Source organism: Sphingopyxis sp. EU05-FHT14B03 (assembly GCF_058790875.1).
On record NZ_JBYTDC010000002.1, the window covers coordinates 738,204 to 757,159 of the forward strand.

Annotated in this window: 20 protein-coding genes; 11 read left to right on the forward strand and 9 right to left on the reverse strand. The window is 65.7% G+C overall.

The genetic code is table 11. The annotated features are described in order from the left end of the window. The 4 genes from AC3WS4_RS12665 to AC3WS4_RS12680 all read left to right on the forward strand — a co-directional run bounded on the left by AC3WS4_RS12665 (nucleotide 1) and on the right by AC3WS4_RS12680 (nucleotide 3,985). Complete coding sequence (locus AC3WS4_RS12665) at nucleotides 1–972, forward strand: phosphotransferase family protein (RefSeq protein WP_492738210.1); 972 nt, start codon at nucleotides 1–3, stop codon at nucleotides 970–972. 1 nt (nucleotide 973) lies between these two features. Further along, nucleotides 974–2,272 (forward strand): phosphopyruvate hydratase, encoded by a 1,299-nt coding sequence (gene eno, locus AC3WS4_RS12670; RefSeq protein WP_492738208.1) that lies wholly within the window; start codon nucleotides 974–976, stop codon nucleotides 2,270–2,272. Then, nucleotides 2,269–3,189, forward strand: a complete 921-nt coding sequence (locus tag AC3WS4_RS12675; RefSeq protein WP_492738206.1) for an NAD(P)-dependent oxidoreductase — start codon at nucleotides 2,269–2,271, stop codon at nucleotides 3,187–3,189. The genes eno and AC3WS4_RS12675 overlap by 4 nt, the downstream gene beginning before the upstream one ends. A gap of 103 nt (nucleotides 3,190–3,292) precedes the next feature. Further along, entirely contained in the window at nucleotides 3,293–3,985 is a 693-nt protein-coding gene (locus AC3WS4_RS12680) for an alpha/beta fold hydrolase (RefSeq protein ID WP_492738204.1), read from the forward strand. 88 nt (nucleotides 3,986–4,073) lie between these two features. Here the strand turns inward: AC3WS4_RS12680 and AC3WS4_RS12685 are convergent, their stop codons facing one another. Continuing rightward, nucleotides 4,074–5,249 carry a 5-methyltetrahydropteroyltriglutamate--homocysteine methyltransferase gene (locus AC3WS4_RS12685; protein ID WP_492742804.1) on the reverse strand — a complete coding sequence of 392 codons (1,176 nt, stop codon included), beginning with the start codon at nucleotides 5,247–5,249 and terminating at the stop codon, nucleotides 4,074–4,076. On the opposite strand from AC3WS4_RS12685, the gene AC3WS4_RS12690 reads away from it, so the two are divergent. Then, nucleotides 5,212–6,774 carry a long-chain-fatty-acid--CoA ligase gene (locus AC3WS4_RS12690; protein WP_492738201.1) on the forward strand — a complete coding sequence of 521 codons (1,563 nt, stop codon included), beginning with the start codon at nucleotides 5,212–5,214 and terminating at the stop codon, nucleotides 6,772–6,774. The two genes, AC3WS4_RS12685 and AC3WS4_RS12690, sit on opposite strands and share 38 nt — an antisense overlap. A gap of 49 nt (nucleotides 6,775–6,823) precedes the next feature. Here AC3WS4_RS12690 and AC3WS4_RS12695 read toward each other — a convergent pair whose 3' ends face one another. The 7 genes from AC3WS4_RS12695 to AC3WS4_RS12725 all read right to left on the reverse strand — a co-directional run bounded on the left by AC3WS4_RS12695 (nucleotide 6,824) and on the right by AC3WS4_RS12725 (nucleotide 13,412). Then, nucleotides 6,824–6,973, reverse strand: coding sequence for a hypothetical protein (locus tag AC3WS4_RS12695; RefSeq protein ID WP_187669037.1), 150 nt, complete (start codon nucleotides 6,971–6,973; stop codon nucleotides 6,824–6,826). A gap of 119 nt (nucleotides 6,974–7,092) precedes the next feature. Then, nucleotides 7,093–7,686 carry a VOC family protein gene (locus AC3WS4_RS12700; protein ID WP_056347450.1) on the reverse strand — a complete coding sequence of 198 codons (594 nt, stop codon included), beginning with the start codon at nucleotides 7,684–7,686 and terminating at the stop codon, nucleotides 7,093–7,095. 17 nt (nucleotides 7,687–7,703) lie between these two features. After that, nucleotides 7,704–8,321, reverse strand: coding sequence for a glutathione S-transferase family protein (locus tag AC3WS4_RS12705; RefSeq protein ID WP_492738199.1), 618 nt, complete (start codon nucleotides 8,319–8,321; stop codon nucleotides 7,704–7,706). Between the two features lie 125 nt (nucleotides 8,322–8,446). Beyond that, nucleotides 8,447–9,094, reverse strand: coding sequence for a carboxymuconolactone decarboxylase family protein (locus tag AC3WS4_RS12710; RefSeq protein WP_056347445.1), 648 nt, complete (start codon nucleotides 9,092–9,094; stop codon nucleotides 8,447–8,449). A gap of 139 nt (nucleotides 9,095–9,233) precedes the next feature. After that, nucleotides 9,234–9,629, reverse strand: a complete 396-nt coding sequence (locus AC3WS4_RS12715; RefSeq protein WP_162248575.1) for a nuclear transport factor 2 family protein — start codon at nucleotides 9,627–9,629, stop codon at nucleotides 9,234–9,236. Between the two features lie 16 nt (nucleotides 9,630–9,645). Further along, a complete protein-coding gene (locus AC3WS4_RS12720) occupies nucleotides 9,646–10,938 on the reverse strand; it encodes a spinster family MFS transporter (protein WP_187139964.1) in 1,293 nt (430 codons plus the stop codon). Nucleotides 10,939–11,042: 104 nt separating this feature from the next. Beyond that, the gene (locus tag AC3WS4_RS12725; RefSeq protein ID WP_492738196.1) at nucleotides 11,043–13,412 is read right to left on the reverse strand and encodes a TonB-dependent receptor; all 2,370 of its coding nucleotides are present in this window, start codon (nucleotides 13,410–13,412) and stop codon (nucleotides 11,043–11,045) included. Nucleotides 13,413–13,538: 126 nt separating this feature from the next. Between AC3WS4_RS12725 and AC3WS4_RS12730 the strand changes: the two genes are divergently transcribed. From AC3WS4_RS12730 to AC3WS4_RS12755, 6 genes are all read left to right on the forward strand, one after another. Then, on the forward strand, nucleotides 13,539–14,045 hold the full coding sequence (locus tag AC3WS4_RS12730) for a DUF3237 domain-containing protein (RefSeq protein ID WP_492742807.1): 507 nt from the start codon (nucleotides 13,539–13,541) through the stop codon (nucleotides 14,043–14,045). Further along, the gene (locus tag AC3WS4_RS12735; protein ID WP_492742809.1) at nucleotides 14,045–14,770 is read left to right on the forward strand and encodes a glutathione S-transferase N-terminal domain-containing protein; all 726 of its coding nucleotides are present in this window, start codon (nucleotides 14,045–14,047) and stop codon (nucleotides 14,768–14,770) included. The genes AC3WS4_RS12730 and AC3WS4_RS12735 overlap by 1 nt, the downstream gene beginning before the upstream one ends. A 183-nt stretch (nucleotides 14,771–14,953) precedes the next feature. Continuing rightward, nucleotides 14,954–15,511 carry an ester cyclase gene (locus AC3WS4_RS12740; protein ID WP_492738190.1) on the forward strand — a complete coding sequence of 186 codons (558 nt, stop codon included), beginning with the start codon at nucleotides 14,954–14,956 and terminating at the stop codon, nucleotides 15,509–15,511. Between the two features lie 11 nt (nucleotides 15,512–15,522). Continuing rightward, nucleotides 15,523–16,371 (forward strand): 4,5-DOPA-extradiol-dioxygenase, encoded by an 849-nt coding sequence (gene ygiD, locus AC3WS4_RS12745; RefSeq protein ID WP_492738189.1) that lies wholly within the window; start codon nucleotides 15,523–15,525, stop codon nucleotides 16,369–16,371. A 94-nt stretch (nucleotides 16,372–16,465) separates the two neighbouring features. Next, entirely contained in the window at nucleotides 16,466–16,825 is a 360-nt protein-coding gene (locus AC3WS4_RS12750; RefSeq protein ID WP_492738187.1) for a hypothetical protein, read from the forward strand. Nucleotides 16,826–16,936: 111 nt separating this feature from the next. Beyond that, on the forward strand, nucleotides 16,937–18,160 hold the full coding sequence (locus tag AC3WS4_RS12755; RefSeq protein ID WP_492742811.1) for a serine hydrolase domain-containing protein: 1,224 nt from the start codon (nucleotides 16,937–16,939) through the stop codon (nucleotides 18,158–18,160). Nucleotides 18,161–18,248: 88 nt separating this feature from the next. On the opposite strand, the gene AC3WS4_RS12760 is transcribed toward AC3WS4_RS12755, so the two are convergent. Then, nucleotides 18,249–18,953: a glutathione S-transferase family protein gene (locus tag AC3WS4_RS12760; protein ID WP_492738183.1), complete on the reverse strand. Its 705-nt coding sequence runs from the start codon at nucleotides 18,951–18,953 to the stop codon at nucleotides 18,249–18,251. Nucleotides 18,954–18,956 lie beyond the last annotated feature (3 nt).

Genomic DNA, 18,956 nt, shown 5'->3' on the forward strand with positions numbered 1-18,956 from the left:
GTGACCGCGGACGCCGACATCATCGAAGCGCTGCGCGGCGCCGGGCTGGCGGGGGAGGGCGAGGTCGTCCTCCAGCCGCTGACCGGCGGCGTGTCGTGCGACGTGTGGAAGGTCGACAGCTCGGTCGGTCCGATCGTCGTCAAGCGCCCGCTGCCGCAACTCCGCGTCGCCGCCGAATGGCTCGCCCCCGTCGAGCGCGGGACCAGCGAGGTGCGCTGGCTGCGCCGCGCGCGCGGCGTCGATCCGCATATCGTGCCCGAAGTGCTCGCCGAACTGCCCGGCCACGCCTTTGCGATGCGCTTCCTCCCCGGCTGTCCGGTGTGGAAGGACGAGCTGATGGCGGGCCGCGTCGATGCCGATTTCGCGGCGCAGGTGGGGAAGGGGATCGCTGCGGTCCACGCCGCCACCGCGTACAACGACGGCGACCGCGCCGACTTCCCCAACGACGACATGTTTCGCGCGCTGCGCGTCGATCCCTTCCTGCTCTATGTTGCGCAGCATGACGCCGAACTTGCGCCGGCGCTCACGACGCTTGCCGCCGACCTGTCGGGCCGCAAGATCGCGCTCGTCCATGGCGACGTCAGCCCGAAGAATATCCTCGTCAGCGCCGACGGCCCCGTCTTCCTCGACGCCGAATGTGCGGTCTATGGCGACCCCGCCTTCGACCTCGCTTTCTGCGCTACGCACCTGCTGCTCAAGGCGGTGTGGTCGGGCGACGCGCGGCTGAGTGAAGCGGCGGCCGCGCTCGTCGCCGCCTATCGCGCGGGCATCGACTGGGAGGATGCGGACGATCTGCTGCTCCGTGCGGGCAAGCTCACCGCGGCGCTGCTCCTCGCGCGCGTCGAGGGCAAGTCGCCCGCCCCCTATCTCACCGACCCCGCTCACAAGCATATCGTGCGCGATCAGGCGCGTGCGCTGATCCGCGCGCCGCAACCGATCGACGCGCTCGTCGCCCACTGGAAAAGGACCTAGAATGCCATCGCCTATAGCTTCCGTCACCGGCCGCCAGCTCTGGGATTCGCGCGGCCGCCCCACGGTCGAGGCTGAAGTCATCCTCGCCTCGGGCGCCGTCGGCCGCGCCATCGCCCCCGCAGGCGCCTCGCGCGGCGCGCATGAGGCGATCGACCTGCGCGATGGTGGAGAGGCTTTCGGCGGCTATGGCGTCAACCGTGCCGTGGCGGGGATCGGGTCCGAAATCGCGCAAGCAATCACCGGCATGGACGCGCACGATCAGGCCGCGGTCGACGCGGCGCTCTGCGCGCTCGACGGCACCGCGAACAAGGCGCGCCTCGGCGCCAATGCCGTCGTCGCGGTGTCGATGGCGGTGCTCCACGCCGCCGCCGCCGATGCGCGGCTGCCTTTGTGGCGCTACCTTGCGGGCGACGCGAAGGTCCGCATCCCGCTCCCCGAAATCCAGATTTTCGGCGGCGGCGCGCATGCCGGGCGGCGCACCGACGTGCAGGACTTCATGATCATGTGCCCGACGGCAGGCAGCTTCCGCCGCGCCCTCGAGATCACCGACGATGTCTATCGCGCAGCAGGCAGGCTGATGGAGGCCAAGGGCCCGCTCAGCGGCGTCGCCGACGAGGGCGGCTGGTGGCCCAATTTTGCCTCGAACGAGGATGCGCTCGACACGCTGACCAAGGCGATCGAGGCGAGCGGCCACCGCGCGGGCGAGGATGTCTTCATCTCGCTCGACATCGCGGCCAACGAACTCGGCGACGCCTCGGGCTACAGCCTCGCGCTCGACGACGGCCGCCTGACGAGTGAAGCGATGGCCGCGCGCATTATCGAATGGGCGGGGCGCTACCCGATCCTGTCGATCGAGGACCCCGCCGGGCAGGATGACTGGACCGCGATGGCCGCCGTCACCGCCGCGATCGGCGACCGCGTCCAGGTCATCGGCGACGATGTCCTCGTCACCAATGCCGAACGCGTCGTCCGCGCTGGCGACGCAGGCGTGTGCAACGCCGCGCTGATCAAGGTCAACCAGGTCGGCACCGTCACCGAGGCGAAGGCCGCGCTCGACGCCGCCGTCGCGCGCGGCTGGGGCGCGATCGTCTCGGCGCGTTCGGGCGAGAGCGAGGACGTCACCATCGCGCATCTCGCGACCGGCTGGAACGCCGGGCAACTCAAGGTCGGCAGCTTCACCCGGTCCGAGCGCATGGCGAAGTGGAACGAGATGCTGCGCATCGAGGAGGCGATGGGCGCCGACGCGGTCTTCGCGGGCTTCTCGGCCTTCGCGGGCAGCATCGGCGCGGTCGCGGCATGATCGTCCTCCACGCGCGTCCCAGCCCCGGTTTCCGCGACGCGGTCGATGCCATCTTCGGTCCGGGCGTCGTCACCCACGTCGACGAGGCCGAACCGCTCGACGCCGTCGCGCCCGACATCACCGCGCTGCTCCATGTGCTGACCCCGGTCACCGCCGACTTCATCGCTTCGGCGCCAAAGCTCCAGTTGATCCAGAAACTCGGCGTCGGGGTGAACACCATCGCGCTTGATGCCGCCCGCGATCACGGCGCCGCGGTGTGCAACATGCCCGGCACCAACAGCCAGGCGGTCGCCGAAATGGCGTTGTCGCTGATGATGGCGGTGCTGCGCCGCACCTGCTTCTTCGACGCCCGCACCCGCGCCGGCGAAGGCTGGACCGCCGACCCCTCCGAACTCGATCAGGTAGGCGAGATCGGCGGGCGGACGGTTGGCATCGTCGGCTTCGGAAACTCGGCGCAGCGCCTCGCGCCGGTATTGGAAGCGCTCGGCGCCGACGTCGTCTACGCGACGCGGAGCGCCCGCGATGTCGCCTATGACCATTGGCCGCTCGACCGGGTCATAGCCGAGGCCGACATCGTCTCGCTCCACATCCCGCTCACCGACGAAACACGCGGCCGCATCGACCCGTTCGCGATGAAGAAGGGCGCGGTCCTCGTGAACACCGCGCGCGGCGAACTCGTCGATCAGACGCGGCTGGTCGAAGCGCTCACCTCGGGCCATCTTCGCGGCGCCGGCCTCGACGTCTTCGCCGAAGAACCGCTGCCGCGCGGCAACCCGTTGCTCGATCTGCCGAATGTGGTGCTCGCCCCGCACATCGCCTGGCTCACTCCCGAAACGCTCGTGCGAAGCCTGACGGTCGCCCACGAAAACTGCCGTCGCCTCGAAGCGGGTGAGGCATTGCTGCACCAAGTCATATGAAACACCTCGTCATTGCGAGCGAAGCGAAGCAATCCAGAGCGGTTACCGCCTACTCTGGATTGCTTCGCTTCGCTCGCAATGACGAGCTATTGGATCGCCAACCATGACCCTCCCCATCGTCCTCATCACCGGCCAACTCCTCACCGATGCCGTCTGGCAACCTCTACTCAGCGCCTGGCCCGACCGCGACATCATCGTCGCCGACAACCGCAGCGACGACACGATCGAAGGCTTCGCTCAGCGCCTCCTCGACAATGCCCCGCCCAAATTCGCGCTCGTCGCCCACGCCATGGGCGGCTTCATCGCCTTCGAAGTCATGCGCCGTGCGCCCGACCGCGTCGCCAAGCTTGTGCTGATCTCGACGCTCGCTTCCGCCGACGGGCCCGCGCAGACCGCGCGGCGGCAGGGCTATATCGACCTCGTCGAGAGCGGCCAGTTCGAGCAAGTGGTCGAGGAACGCATCCCGATCCTCTTCCCCGAGGACAAACGAAACGACGCCCACCTGCTCGGCATCGCGCGGCAAATGGCGGCCGACACCGGCGCCGACACCTTCCTCGCCCAGCAGCGCGCGATCATGGCGCGCATCGACAGCCGCCCGCGCCTTGGCGAGATCGCGGTGCCGACCTTGCTGGTCTGGGGCGAAAAGGACGGCATCACCAGCCGCGCGCATCATGACGAAATACTGGACGAGATCCCCGGCGCACGGCTCGAGGTGATCGCGGGGGCCGGTCATCTGCCGACCGTCGAGGCGCCCGAGGTTGTGGTGCCGTTGCTGGCCGATTTCATCGACGCCTGACTTTCTGTCATCCCCGCGAAAGCGGGGACCCAGTGCGTGCATCGACTTAGCTAGCCCCTGGGTCCCCGCTTTCGCGGGGATGACAATATTATTTGAGCTCCCCCCGCACCAGCGCCGTCCCATCGACCATCGCCTTCAGCTTGGCCTGGCTATGCTCCCGGCTGTGATATTTCATCCCGCAATCGGGCGCGATCCACAGCCTCTCGGCGTCGACATAGCGCAAAGCCTCGCGGATGCGCCCCGCAACCACCTCGGGCGTCTCCACCTCGGGGATCGACAGGTCGAGCACGCCATACATGATCGTCTTGGTCGGCAGTTCGGCGAGGATCGCGGGGTCGAGCCCCGGCTGCGCCGCCTCGATCGAGATCACGTCGACGTTCGACGCTTCGAGCTCGGCAAGGAAGTCATAGGCCTTGGGCTTTGGTCCCGTCGCGCCCGCGCCGTGATGCACCATCGCATAGCCGAAACAGATATGCAGCGCGGTCGTCCCACCGACCCCGTCGAGCGCGCGGTTGATCGACTCGATCGCATAGGCATTGGCCTCGGCGGCGCGCGCCTGCAGATAGGGCTCGTCGAGCTGGACGACGTCGACCCCCGCCGCGAACAGATCCTTCACCTCGGCATTGACCGCGTCGGCATAGTCCATCGCGAGCGCGCGCGCGTCGGGATAATAACCGTTTTCGGCCTGCTGCGTCATCGTGAACGGGCCGGGCAGGGTGAGCTTCACCGGCCGCGTCGAATGCCGCCGCAGGAACGCCGCATCCTGCGCCTCGATCGGCGCCACGCGGCGGATCGGACCCGAGACGAGCGGCACCGGATTGGCGTTGCCCGTGCGGTCGATCGCGGTGCCATGTTTTTCCCGGTCGATTCCCGACAGCGCGGTCGCGAGCCGGTTCGAATAACTCTCGCGCCGCATCTCGCCGTCGCCGACGATGTCGATGCCGATCTCTTCCTGGTCGCGGATCGCCATCAGCGTCGCGGCCTCCTGCGCGTCGGCCAGCCATGGTTCGGGGATGCGCCACAGCGTCTCGGCGCGTACGCGCGGAGGCAGGCTCGCCTTCAACCGCTCGCGGTCGATCAGCCAGTCGGGCTGGGGGTAGCTTCCGACGATTGTTGTCGGCAATAAGGGAAGTGGAGCCAAGGCTTGTCCTCTCGATTTTTTGCTGGCCAAGCATTTGCTTAGTATTCTATCTAATTCAAGAAAAATTGACCTTGGGGAGAGCGAAATGATCGATCTGGATGCCATCCGGACCTTGGCCCACATCCCGGGCGCGCAGGCACGCGTGCGCGGCGAGGCGGTCGCGGTGAAATATGGCGACCGCGAAACCAGCTTCGCCGACCTCGACAAGCGCTCGAACCGAGTCGCCAACGCGCTAATCGCCGCCGGCATCCAGCCCGGCGACCGCATCTCCGCGCTGACCAAGAACCATGATGCCTGGTATCCGCTTTTCTTCGGCACTGCGCTCGCACGCGCCTGTTTCGCCCCGATCAACAACCGGCTGGTGCCCGCCGAAGTCGGCTTCATCGTCGGCGATGCAGCGCCGAAGCTGTTGTTTGTCGGCGAGGATTTCTTCGACTGCGCGCTCGCCGCCGTCGCCGGTCTCGCCAACCCGCCGCGCCTCGTCGCGCTCTACGGCGAGCATCCGGCGTTCGAGCCATTCGACCAATGGCTCGGTGACGCATCCGACAGCGCGCTGCCCGGCCCCGATCTCGCCGACGATGTCCTGCAACTCTACACCAGCGGCACCACCGGGCTGCCCAAGGGTGTCGTGCTGACCCACCGCAATTACCGTACCTTCCTCGAGGCCGCGACCGAGGTCGACGGCTTCGCTTATGGCGAGGACGAGACGGTGATGATCGTCATGCCGCTCTTCCACGTCGCGGGCACCAACGTCAGCTTCTCGGGGTTGGCGCAAGGCGGCCGCCTGCTGCTCGTCAAGGACTTCACCCCCAACGACGCGATCCAGATGCTCCGGCACGAGCGCGTCGCCCACGCCTTCCTCGCTCCCGCGATGATCCAGATGATGCTGATGCAGCCCTCGGCCGCCGCCGGTCGCTATCCCGCGCTCCGGTCGATCGCTTATGGGGCCTCGCCGATCGCCGAAGATGTGCTGCGCCGCGCGCGCGCGACCTTCGGCTGCGACTTCGTGCAATTCTATGGCATGACCGAATCCGCCGGCGGCGGCTCCTATCTCTCGCCCTCGGCACACGACCTGCCCGGCAAGCTCACCTCGTGCGGAAAGCCCTGGCCGGGGGTCGCGATGGCGATCCTCGACGGCGAGGGGAAGGAACTCGGTGACGGTGAGATCGGCGAGATCGCGATCCGCGGCGGCATCGTGATGAAGCAATATTGGAACCGCGGCCCCGCGACCGCAGAGACGCTTGCGGGCGGCTGGCTCCACACCGGCGACGTCGGCTACCGCGACGCCGACGGCTTCTACTTCGTCCACGACCGCATCAAGGACATGATCGTGTCGGGCGGCGAGAATATCTATCCGGCCGAGGTCGAAAGCGCGATCATGGGCTGCCCCGGCGTCGCCGACGTCGCGGTGATCGGCGTCCCCGACGCCAAATGGGGGGAGTCGGTGAAGGCGCTGATCGTCCCCGTCGCGGGCGCGGCCCCCGACCCCGCCGCCGTCATCGCCTGGGCGCGCAAGCGCATCGCCGCGTACAAGCTGCCCAAGAGCGTCGAGTTCATCGAAGCGCTGCCGCGCAACCCGTCGGGCAAGGTGCTCCGTCGCGAACTGCGCGCACCCTATTGGGAGGGCAAGGGCCGCGCGGTGGGGTGACGCCTAGTTGCCATCCCGGGGCAGGAATCTATGATTTCTCGAGCGGGCGCTAGCGGAGCAAATAGGAAATTAAGGCTACCGGCGTGCCGATCAATACTGCGCCGCCCAATACGGCCATGATCCAGGCTGCCGTCCGACCGTATCGGTCATCGACGTGCTCCACGATGGCTCGAACCAGGTCAACGATCGATGATTCCATGCCGCAACAATAGCAGTTGCATTGCGGCCCGCAATTGACCGTTTCAACTCCATCTGCCCCCCAAAAAAGAAGGCCCGACGCTCGCGCGCCGGGCCAAGGAGTGCTCCTGGGGAAGAGGTTTATTCGGCCGGCACCGGGGTGCGGCCGGTGATGAAGCCATCGCGGCGGGTGCCGTCGGCCTGCATCGGGTCGTGCGCGACGTCGCTGTCGTCGAATTCCTTGGTCCACGCCGCGAACTCGAGGCACACGCCGTCTGGATCGAAGAAATAGACCGAGCGCACGAACACGCCCGGATGCACTTCGGCGGCGATATTTGTCTCTGAATCATCGTGGTTCAGAACGCCCGAAACCTTGACGCCCTTTTCGACCAGCCGGTTGCAATAGGCATCGAACTTGTCGGCGGCGACGTTGATCGCGATATGGTTCATCGACCCGTGCGCCGACATGAAATTGCCCTCGCCGGGCAGCGCCTCGGGCGCCGAAATGCCGGGGACCGCTTCGGGTGCGTCCTTGAACCAGAAGAAGGCGAGGGCGTCGCCATTGCCGACGTCGAAGAAGAAATGCTGGCCGCGCCCGCCGGCGAGGTCGAGCGTCTTGATCAGCGGCATGCCGAGGATGTCGCGGTAGAATTCCACCGTCTTGGCCATGTCCTTGCACACCAGTGCCAGGTGGTTGACGCCGCGGAACTCGAATTCGGGGTTTGCTGCAGCCATTGTCCGTCTCCTTGCGCTTAGTTGGGATTGATGCCGGGGCGGCTTTTCATCCGCTCGTACCAGCTTGTGATGTTGGTAAAGGCCGGGTCGATCGGCTGGCCGACCCCGGCGCCGAAATCGAGGAAGGCGAACAGCATCAGGTCGGCGAGCGTCAACCGCTCGCCGGTGACGAAGCTGCGGCCCGCGATCTGGGCATCGACCCATTGGATACCGTCCTGCGCGATCGCTTTCAGCCCCGCCGCCGCTTCGGGCAGGCAGCGCATGCGCGGCTCGAACAGCGGCAGCCCTTCGGCGAAACGGAAGCCGTTGGTCAGCGGTTCGCAGATCTTGAGGTCGATGCGGCGCACCCACATGCGCGTGATCGCGCGCTCCTCCGCCGTCGATCCGATCAGCGTCGGTTCGGGAAATTTCTCGTCCAGATATTCGCAGATGGGGACGATCTCGGTCAGCACCGATCCGTCGTCGAGTGCGAGCGCGGGGGTCTGCCCCGCCGGATTGACCTCGACATTATACGGCGCCCGCCGGTTCTCGCCGCCGCGCAGGTCGACGGTGACCTCGGGGATCTCGATACCCTTTTCGGCCATGAACAATGTCACGACGCGTGGGTTGGGGCCGACGCTGTTATAATATTTCATTTTGTCCTCTCACCGAGTCTTTTATCATCTGCGCTGATAATCGTCAATTAAATTGACGGTTGTTTCGTGTCGACGCTGCGCCGCCGGAAATGGACGGGCCCGGTGTCACCGGACCCGTGATGGTCTCACTGGCCCGCGGGCCGCGGCGCGCTCAGGAAGTCGGCGGCGCTGAAGCCTTCGGGCGCGGCGACCTCGACGATCGGATCCTCGCGCGCGTCATATTCCATGCGCAGCGCGCGGGTGATCACCGCGTGCATGTCGTAAAGGCAGGTGATGTAGGTGAATTCGAAGATCTGCTCGTCGTTCCAGAAGGTCTTGAGCTTGTCGAACACCTCGAGCGGTACGCGCCCGCTGGCCTGGGCCAGACAGTCGGCATAGGCGAGCACGGTGCGTTCCTGTTCGTTGTAGCAATCGGCAACCTGCCAGTGCGCGATCGCCGCGATCTTCTCGTCGCTGACGCCGAGACCGCGCAGCGACTTGCAATGCTGCGAAAAGACGAACTGGCTGCCCTTGACCCAGCCCGCGCGCGTCTGGCCGAGTTCGCGCAGCACCGGATCGATCGTGCGCGCGGGGTTGCGGTACACGGCGAAACCCTTGACCGCATGTTCGAAGATGTCGGGCGACAGCGCGAACACCGTCCACCAGTCGCCCGGCGTGCCGGTCGCGGTGCCGGGCTCGGCCACGGGGTCGCGGTCGCCGAACAGGCGGTTGTAATAGGCGAGAACGGTCTCGTCGGTGACTTCCGAGCGGGGAACCTGGCGCAGGACGGGCATGCTATACTCCTGAATAAAACTTGAAACTCAAAACTTCGTCATTGCGAGCGAAGCGAAGCAATCCAGAGCGGTTTACGCAGACTCTGGATTGCCGCGTCGCTTCGCTCCTCGCAATGACGAGCCATGACGAGGGCGTGCATCAAGCATTGGCGAACTTGCGGAATTCGGCGACATGCGCGCTGTCGAAATATTCGTCGAGCCGCGTGATCTTGCCGTTCTCGACCTTGCAGATGATCGCGCAGGGCAGGCGTACGGCGCCGTCGTCGTGGGTGCGGCGGCCCTTCAGCACATGCTGCTGGACGAAACCGCCGGGAAAGACCGTGAGCCGGCGCTCGGCATATTCGCGGTCCTTGATCCGCGCGACCATGCCGGTCAGCACTGCGGCGGTCTGCTCGGGCGTGCCGACCAGCTCGTCGGTGTTGTGCCAGATCTCGGCATCGGCGGCGAAGCTGTTCTTCATCGCGGCGATGTCGCCTTCCTCGATCGCGTCGAAGAAGCGCGTCGCCATCGTGCGGATGTCGTCCAGTTCGGCCATCATCGCGTCTCCCTGTTCATTCCGCGAAATCCTTATCCAGATGCCGCGTCATCGCGAATTGCACGGCGCAGGCGGCGGCGGCGAACGGAATCAGCGCCATGATGCCCCAACGCAGGCTTTCGACGCCATAGTCGGGTTTCAGCGTGTCGCTGACGAACCCGACGAACAGCGGGCCGAACCCCAGCCCGATGATGTTGAACATCAGCATCAGGATCGACGTGCCCGTCGCCCGCGCGCGCGGCGGCATCAGATTCTGCACCAGCGCCAGGGCGGGGGCGATGTAGAAGGTACAGGCGGTCAGCGGGACGAGCATCAGCGCCAGCGCGAGCGGCCAGCTGTCGACCATCAGCGAGGCGATCAGCGACGGGATGAGGATCAGCGTCGCGATCGCCGGGACCTGGCCATAGGCGCGCGGCGAGGTGCGCGCGCGCCGGGCTACCAACCAGCCGCCGCCGAGCGTGCCGGCGGCAAAAGTAATCCCGGCGGCGGGGGCGAACCAGGTCCCCATCGCCGACAGCGGCATGTCCTGCACCCGCATCAGATAGGCCGGAATCCAGTTGAGCATGCCATAGCTCACGAAAGCGGCGAGCGCCGTCGCCGGCAACAGCAGCATCAGCGAACCATAGGCGCGGAACAGCGCCATCGCCTTGGCAAAGGGGATCGGCTCGTCGCCCGCGCCCTTGTCCATCTGGCCGCGCGCCGGCTCGCGCACCAGCCAGATCAGAAGCGGCGCGACGAGGATGCCGACCGCGCCGATCAGCAGAAAGGCGTTGCGCCAGCCGATCGTCGACGCGGCCCAGGCACCGAACGCGGCGCCGACGAAGACGCCGAAGGGGCCATTGCAGGTGAACAGCGCCATCGCGATCGGCCGCTGGTGCGGCGGATAATAGTCGGCGAGGACCGAAACCGAGGGGGCGGTGCCGCCCGCCTCGCCCGCGCCGACGCCGAACCGCATCAGGGCGAGTTGCCAGAAATTGGAGACCATCCCGCACGCCGCGGTGAAGACGCTCCACACCAGGCAGGCGATGCCGACCAGTTTGACGCGGTTCCAGCGGTCGGCGAGGATGGCGACCGGTACGCCCATGCCGGCGTAAAAGAGCGCGAAGGCCAGCCCGGTGAGCAGCCCGAACTGGGTATCGCTGAGCGGGATGTCGACGCGGATCGGTTCGATCAGCATCGCGAGCAACTGGCGGTCGACGAAGTTGATCGTGCCGATGAGGAACAGCATGGCGAGGGCGATGTTGCGCCGCCCGGCAAGTCCGTGATCGGCGCCCGCGGGACCTCCGGCGAGGGTGGTGGCCTCAGTCATAACACTCCCCGAAGGCCGCCGATTCCGGACGGCTGAAAATATTCAAAGCTCGCGGCCCATCCGCATCGCGATGCCGCCGGACCGTAAGGCCCGGCGGCACGCCATCAGAAGCTCGCGCCGAGGGTCAGGCCAAAGGTCCGCGGGGCGTTGTAGAAACGCTGGGTGAAGAACTGCGCCGTCGGCGTCAGCGCCGCGACATAGGTCTTGTTGGTCAAGTTCTTGCCCCACAGCATCGCGCGGAACCGTCCGTCTTCGCTTTCCCAGCCGATCGAGCCGTCGACCAGCGTGAAGTCGCCGGTCTTGCCCGCCAAATCGTTGGCGACGGTCGAATAGTAGGTGCTGCGATACGACATCGCCCCGCGCAGGTTGATATTGCCGGCGCTGCCGAGCGGGATCGTATATTCCGCCGACAACTGCGTCTGCCACTTCGGCGCGCGGACCAGCTTTTTGCCGGTGTGATCGATGTCGACCAGATAGGTGCCGTTGGGCAGCGCGGTGACGTCGCCGCAGGTCGACGTCGGCGGCGTCGGGAAAGCCGAGGGGCCGTCGATATCGGCGCAGAAGCTGGTATATTTCGCGTCGAGATAGCCGACATTCGCCGACAGGCGGAAATTCTGCGTCGGCTTCAGCGTGGCTTCGAGTTCGAGCCCCTTCGTCGTCGCCGAACCGATGTTCAACTGCGCCGTTTCCTGCCCCGATGCGACATTGGGGTTGGGGAAGAAGACGCCGAATTCCAGCTGCTTGAACTTGGTGACGAAACCCGTGAGGTTGAGGCGAAGCACGCGATCGAAGAAATCGCCCTTGACCCCGGCCTCGAACAGGTTGGCGGTGTTGTCTTCCGTCGGCCCCGCGGTGGAGGTGGTCGCCGAGCGCGCGCCGAAGCCGCCGCCCTTATACCCCTGGCTGAAGCCCGCATAGAGCATCACATCGTCGGTCAGGCGATAGTCGAGCCCGGCCTTGAAGGTCATGCGATCGCGGTTGTAACCCAGCTTGAAGGCCTTGCCCGCCGCCAGGTTGGTGTTCGCGATCGCCTCCATTTCGGCGAGCGACTTGACCGTCGCGCGCGTCGAGAAAAAGGCGGGCGACAACAGGACGCCGGTGGGGTCGCGGAAATAATCCTTCGATTCCCAGCTCTGGCGCACGCCGAGCGTGATGTTCAGGCGGTCGGTGATGCCATAGATCGCCTGCGCGAACAGCGCCTTGGCGGTGTTGTCCTGCGCGACGAAGTCCTCGCTGCCGAAACGCACCGTCGGGGCGAGCAGCACCGGAAGCGTCGGGAAGGCCTGCGCCAGTTCAAAGCTCTGCTTCAGGAAATAGCCGCCGAACACCAGGCTCAGGCGCGACAGCGCGTCGGTGCGGTCCGAAAAATCGGACTGCAGGCGCAGTTCCTGACTGAACTGGCGATGCGACTGCAGGCGGAAGGTGGGGAAGAAGAAGACTTCGGACTGGTCGAAGTCGCTGTCGTTGAAATCGTCGGTCTCGATATAGCCCGTGATCGACTTGGCCTGCCACGACCCCATGTCGAGGCCGATGTTGCTGATCAGCCCAAGCTGGTCGGTGTCGTGATCGGCGGGGAAATCGCGTCCGATCGTATAGGCGCCGTCGTTCGGCTCTTCGAAGCGGAAAACCTGCCACAGCAACTGGTTCCGGTTCGGCGCGGTGTCGCCGCCCGGCGCGCTCGAACGGTCGCGGACGAGGAAGGCCTTGAGGTTGATGTCGAGATTGTCGGTCGGGGTGAACACCACCGTGCCGCGCAAGGTCAGCCGGTCCTGCCCGCCGATCTTCTTCCCGTTCAGGCGGTTGGTGAAATAGCCGTCATACGTTTCCTTGTTCAGCACCAGCCGGACCGCGAGCGTGTCGCGAATGAGCGGCATATTGACCGCCGCGCGGGCATCCATCCGGCCATAGTTGCCGACGGTGACCTCGGTCTGGACACCCCAGTCGCGGCCGGGATTCTTGGTATAGGCGGCGATACCGCCGGCGAGCGAGTTCTTGCCGAACGAGGTGCCCTGCGGCCCGCGCAGCACTTCGATGCGGTCGAGGTCGAAGGTGTCGAGCATCGTGGCGACCGGGCGCGTCACATAGACGCCGTCGATCGACACGCCGACCGGGCTTTCCTCGGTCGATTCGATGCCCTGCGCGCCGAGCCCGCGAATGAAGATCGCCGCCGAGTTGGAAAAGGTCGCGACGGGCTGGATGCTGACGTTCGGCGTCGAGGGCGCGAGGTCGGTGATGTCGCGTGCGGCGATTTTGGCGAGCGTCTGTTCGCCGAAGGCCGAAATCGCCTGCGGCACGTCCTGCAACGATTCATTGCGGAAACGGGCGGTGACGATGATCTCGTCGGTGCCGCTATCGGCCTCGGTCTCGGTCGTGTCGGCAGGGGCGGCGGCATCCTGTGCCATCGCCGGTGCGGCATAGGTCAGCGTCGCGATCGATGCGACGCCCGCCAGCAGAATCTGGTTACGAAAATTCATCTTTACCCTCCCATTGAACGGTTGCTGGCGATACCGGACATGCGGGTCCGATCCGTCAATCTCATTGACCCTTAGTATACTAATGGTCTTATGCTTGTCCAGAGCCTCACAAGCAGGAGTCGAATGATGGAGCAGGATTTTTCAGCGGGTGTTCCCACGGGCCTTTCGAGCCGGTTTTTGTGCACCGTGGAGTTTGAGGTCGGTGGCGGAATCTTCGGCATCGGCGCGTCGCCGTTCGGTGATCAGCGCATCGGATATATCAGCGGTGGCCGTTTTTTCGGCCCACGAATCAACGGTATCGTCCTGCCCGGCGGCGGCAATTGGTCGCGCGGCGGCCGGCTCGCCTCGGGCGCCGCGGTCGGTACTTTCGATGCCCGCGCGGTGTGGCGGACCGATGACGGCGACCTCATCCAGCTCGGCTACAGCGGCCGCAGCGTCGTCCCCGAGGACGTCCGCGCCGAATTCGCCGATCCCGCCGCGCCGCCGGTCGATTCGGCGCGCTATTATCTGCGAATCGCCCCGGTGTTCGAAACCGCGAGCGCGAAATACGACTGGATCAACGGCCTCCTCGCCGTCGGTGTCGGCGAGCGCACCGACTTCGGCGTCCGCCACCAGATCTACGAGGTGCTATGATGATCGACCTTCATTATTCGGCGACCCCGAACGGGCAAAAGGTCGCGATCATGCTCGAGGAGATCGGCGCCGATTATCGGGTCATCCCCTATGACATCTTCAACGGCGACCAGCTCACCGCCGAATTCGGCCGCATCAACCCCAACCACAAGTTGCCGGCGATCGTCGACCGGGCGCCGGTGGACGGCGGCGATCCGGTCGCGGCCTTCGAATCGGGCGCGATCCTGCAATATCTCGCCGAAAAGAGCGGGCGCTTTTTGCCCACGTCGGGCGCCGCGCGCGCTTCGGCCCTGTCCTGGCTGACCTGGCAAATGGCGGGGTTGGGGCCGATGGGCGGGCAGGCGAGCCATTTCCTGCGCTATGCCCCCGCCGGACAGGATTATGCGATCGAGCGCTATACGAAGGAAGTGGCCCGCCTGCTCACCGTCCTCGAAAAGCGGTTGGAAAAGTCTCCCTATGTCGCCGGCGAGGATTACGGCATCGCCGACATGGCGATCTGGCCCGGCCGCGCCTCGGCCTTCGTCATGGGCATGGGCCTCGACGACTGGCCCGCGACGCGCGGCTGGTTCGAACGCATCGGCCAGCGCCCCGCCGTCGCCCGCGCCATGGCGCGCGAGGATCTGAAGCCACCCGCGAAATATCTCGGCCGCCACCAGAAGCTTGACGAGACCGAATGGTCGAACATGTTCGGCGACGCCAACCGCGCGGCGGTGCGGGGCGATTGAGAAGCGAGCGAGCGGGGTCCGCTCCACCAGTCGGATGTCATGCTCGGGGGCCGGGCCTTTCGATTTCCAGCCATCGCGGGGCGCCTGAAGCGGTGATTGGGACGATCGTCTTGACTGGGCGATCATTCAGGCTTCCTATCCCGAACAGCCCGTTCCCGGCGGTCTGAATCGAGGGAGTCGAACATGCGCCTATCTCAAAAAAACCGTGACCTGCTGGTGCTTGCTGCGTCGCTGTCGATCGCGGCATGTTCGGCCCCTAAAACGTCCGACAAGGCCGGCAGCTCGGCGACCGCCGATGCGACCGGCCACACCGAAGAGCAGCAGCGCAATCTCGCCAATTTCGATGATCTCGATTTCCGCGTGTACAGCGGGCAGAAATGGGATGAGTTCAACAAGAGCCATGCCGAGGACATTCTGGTTCATTATCCGGACGGATCGACGACGACCGGCATCGCCGACCACCTCGTCAAACTGAAACCGCAGTTCGCCTTTGCCCCCGACACCAGGATTGCGGAGCATCCGATCAAGCTCGCGGACGGGGAATACACCGCAGTGCAGGGCATCATGACCGGGACCTTCACGAAACCCATGGACCTCGGGGGCGGCAAGGCGCTTCAGCCCACCGGCAAGAAATTCGTGCTGCCGATGATGACCGTCGGGCGGTGGGAAAAGGACCTGATGAAGGAGGAATGGCTGTTTTGGGACAATGCCTCGTTCATGACGCAGATCGGCGCGACCTGACGGGCCGCCCGATGGATATGATGCCCGCCCTGTTCATCGGCCATGGCAGCCCGATGAACACAATCGAATTGAACGGCTATACGCGCGCCTGGCGCCGGCTGGGGAAGGCCTTGCCGCGACCGCGCGCGCTATTGGTCGTCTCGGCGCATTGGTTCATCGGGGCGACTGCCGTCACCGCGATGGCACGCCCTCGCACCATCCATGATTTTTACGGCTTCCCCGACGAACTGTTCGCGTTTCAATATCCGGCGCCCGGCCTGCCCGAACTGGCGGGCGAGATTGCGGAGGTCGTCAAACCCCATTGGGTCGGCGCCGATCAGGATCAATGGGGGCTCGACCACGGGACATGGAGCGTCCTCGCGCATCTTTTCCCGGATGCCGACGTTCCGGTCGTGCAACTGTCGATCAACGCGCTCCAGCCGATGGACTATCATCTGGAATTGGGCAGCCGGCTATCGGCGTTGCGCGGGCAGGGCGTCCTGATCGTTTCGAGCGGCAATGTCGTTCACAACCTCCGCAAGATCGATCGGCACAATCCGGATGGCGGAACCGATTGGGCGCAGCGGTTCGACGATGCCGTCGTCGACCAGATGTTGCGCGATCCGGGCGGCATCTTGAATGTCCTCCAGCATCCGGATTACGACCTTGCGGTCCCCACGCCCGATCATTTCATTCCGCTCCTCCATATCGCCGGCCTCGCCGCAGCGGGGGGCGGGGCCGCGCCGCTCCTGCGCGGCTATGCGATGGGATCGCTATCCATGACCTGTTACGGCGTTGGCACGGAGAGCCTGCCGTGCGAAGAGGCCGCGGGGAGCGCGACGATGCCCGAAGGGGTTCCGGCCGACCAGACCAATATTTAGGCAGGCGCCATGCTGCTGTCGATTTGGACCGCGGGCAAAGGCTCGTGCGTCGCCAAAGCACGGAGATTGGCGCCGACAAGGCTTGGAGTAAGCGATGAACGATCCGTCAAAAGCGTGGAATGGCGAGCAGGTCCGGAAATGGCTGGACCGGCGGTTTGAGGCTTCGAGGCTCGATCAGGCGGCAGCGGACCGGCGCGGGTATGAGGCACAGGACGACTATGACAAGGCGGCCGCCGAGGAATGGGTCTGCCGTGCCCTGATCGCCGCGCATTGCACCGATGAGCAGAGCGCCTTCGCTGCGCAGATCAAGAAACTGGTCGGGCAGGAAGACTATCGGGCGACGGGCATCTATGACGACGCGCGGTTCCAGCGCCATGTTCGCGGTCAACTCAGGAAACTGGCAAAGATGACCAAGGCGAATGAGGGGTTCGAAAAGACGCTGCGCTATCAATAAGCGAGATGATCGATTGGAAGTGGAAACCGATGAAGCTCTTGTCCTGTCTCTTCGCCGTGGCGCTCACCTGATGCGCTGGCTGGGCGGCGAACAAAGATGAGTGGCGGAACGATGCCCGGACGGCGGGCGGTGCTGGTCGGATCGGCGGCGCTGATCGCCGGCGGCGCGACGCCCGCCCGCGCCGGAACGCGCGGGCAATGCCCGGACGGCAACGCCGCCTGGATCCCGCCCGAGGAACTGGTCGCGGACCTTCCGCGTCTCATGCGGATCGCCGGGGTGCCCGGCGCCGCCATCGCGGTCGTAGACCGCGGTACGCTCGCTTGGAGCCACAGCTTCGGCGTCAAAAACATCCTCACCCGCGACCCGGTGCGCGAGGATACGCTGTTCGAAGCCGCGTCGATGACCAAGCCTGTCTTCGCCTATGTCGTGATGCGGCTGGTCGATGAAAAGCGCCTCGATCTCGATACGCCGCTCGTCGCCTATCGCCGGCCGGAGAATTTGGGCGATGACCCGAATCTCGAGCGCATCACGGCCCGGCATGTGCTGGAACATTCGACGGGCTTGCCCAACTGGGCCTCCGAGCCGCTGGTCACGAGCAGCGCGCCCGGATCGATTTACACCTATTCCGGCGAAGCCTTCATCTGGCTCCAGCTGGTTGTCGAGACCATCATGGGAATGGGTCTCGGCAGCGTGATGCGGGCGAAACTGTTCGACCCGGCCGGGATGTCCCACAGCAGCTTCGGCTGGGACGAAGGCATCGCAAAGTCGGCGGTCTTCGGCCATTCCGAACCGCCGGAAGGCGAGCAGGTGCTTCCGCCCCAGCCCACCCGCGAACTGGGCGACCGGCTGCTACGGGTCGCGAAAAAGCGCGGCAAGCCGATCGCAACCTGGACCTATGAGGATTCGGTCGCCGCGATGCGAGAGAGCGATCCCAAGACGCCGCCATCGACCCACGACCTGCTGGTCAATTCGGCGGGCGGGCTGCTGATGACCGCGTCCGACTATGCGACGTTCATGGCGCTCATGATGGACCGGCCGACGCGGGCGGCGTGGGAGATCCGCGACACGACGCGGCGGGCGATGCTCACCCCCCGGCTCGACGTGCGCGGGCGCGACATTTCGCGGGGGCTGGGCTGGGAACTCGAACAATCCCCGGCGGGCCTGCTGTTCCAGCACAGTGGCAGCAACTACGGGATCTTCAAAACCATGGGCGTCGGCGATCCCCGTAGCGGACGCGCGATCGTCGTCTTCACCAATGCCGTGAACGGAAATGCGCTCGCGGCCCGAATCCTTCGGCAGGCGACGGGAATCGACCGGTTGAAGTCGCTGATCTGATCGGTGCGGCGACCGGATCGAGAGCGTGAGCGACCAGGTCGTCTTCCGCGCTCCGTCCGGCATCGCGATCCATCCGCCGGCGGCGGCGCTACCGCGCCTGATGCTGCCGGTCGCCCCACAGGATCGCGCGGTGCTCGTCGGTAAATCCGGTCAGCCCGCCCTCGATCGTTTCGGCGCGGGCGACACCGACGGTCATGCCCTCGGCGACCGCGGCCCGTTCGAGCATCGCCGCGCTCCAGCGCTCGACATGAGGGAAACGCCCCGCCTTGTCGATCAGCTGACGACGCAGATAGGGCAGGGTGGCCATGTCGGCGATCGTATAATCCTCGCCGGCCAGCCAGGTCGCTTCGCCCAGCCTTTTGTCGAGCACCATCATCAACCGGTCGACCTCGCGGCTGTAGCGCGCGATGGCATAATCGTGCCGGTCCTTGGCATAGTGGGTGAAATGCACTTCCTGCCCGAACATCGGCCCGACGCCGGAGACCTGGAACATCAGCCACTGCCAGCAGGTCGCGCGCTTGACCGGATCGGTCGGCACGAAGCGGCCAGTCTTTTCGGCGAGATAGAGCAGGATCGCGCCGGTCTCCCACAGCACGAAGCGCTCGCCGCCGGGGCTGTCCTCGTCGACGATCACCGGCGTCTTGTTGTTCGGGTTGAGCGCGAGGAATTCGGGGGTCAGCTGGTCGCCCGCGAGGATATCGATATATTCGAGCCGCCAGGGCAGCTCCATCTCCAGCAGTGCGATCGCGATCTTGCGCGCATTGGGGGTGGCGCCGCCATAGAGGGTGATCATCGT